This window comes from Rhizorhapis sp. SPR117 (assembly GCF_021742065.1).
The window spans coordinates 1-693 of record NZ_JAKKIE010000217.1 but is presented as its reverse complement, the minus strand read 5'-3'; the positions used below and the strand labels follow the sequence as shown (position 1 = coordinate 693).

Genomic DNA, 693 nt, shown 5'->3' with positions numbered 1-693 from the left:
TCATTCCAAAGAGCGGATGCCAGGGATAGGCAACCGTGGCGTGACGCAAACTGTATGCTGAATGTCGTACGTTTCCCGGTCCGGCCCCTGAAGAGAAAAAGGTCGCCTGCGAATACGTCGCGGTTGAGGCCATGCTGTACCTGGCGCGCGAGACCCGGCATTCCCCGGCGCATGTCGGTGTGCCCCATCGCGATCCAGATCCGTGCCTGCCCAGGGATCGGGATCACACCCTCAGCCCCTGCAACGCCGCGGTGACCAGCGCCGGCGGCGCGTCCGCCGCGATCCGCACGACGGCGCCAGCGAGCTCGATCTCGATCGCGGCTGGGCCCATGCCAGTTGCCTCGCCGCTCGTCCGTGCCGGCGTATCGGCGATCATCACGGGCACAAAGCCGCTCTCCGGTTCCGGATCCGGGTCGAGCAACTCCTTGCGCCAGCGATAGAGTTGCGCCGGTGCAATATCCGCCGCGCGCGCTATCTCGGAAACGTTCGCTCCCGGCTCCAGCGTTGCTTCGATCAGCTCGAGCTTCTGATCGTCCGTCCAGGTACGACGACGCTCGGCACCCGTTATCACCGTCACCTGCGTCATTGAACTACACCGTCACTAATAACATTATTTGCACTAGTCACCTGAATCCGAAGTTCGCTTCATTGTTTTCTGGCAGAAGCGTTTGACGGCGGCGAGGATCTCGTCGG

2 protein-coding genes are annotated in these 693 nt (G+C 62.6%); both read right to left on the bottom strand.

The annotated features are described in order from the left end of the window. The coding region (tnpB, locus tag L3X40_RS22665) for an IS66 family insertion sequence element accessory protein TnpB (RefSeq protein ID WP_445177240.1) at positions 1-227 on the bottom strand (227 nt) is incomplete at its 3' end. Beyond that, on the bottom strand, positions 224-586 hold the full coding sequence (gene tnpA, locus L3X40_RS22065; RefSeq protein WP_237367463.1) for an IS66-like element accessory protein TnpA: 363 nt from the start codon (positions 584-586) through the stop codon (positions 224-226). The genes tnpA and tnpB, both read right to left, overlap by 4 nt. Between the last annotated feature and the right edge of the window lie 107 nt (positions 587-693).

Excerpts from the sequence above, each read along its gene's own strand:
- tnpA (WP_237367463.1), bottom strand. The coding sequence starts at position 586 with ATGACGCAGGTGACGGTGATAACGGGTGCCGAGCGTCGTCGTACCTGG.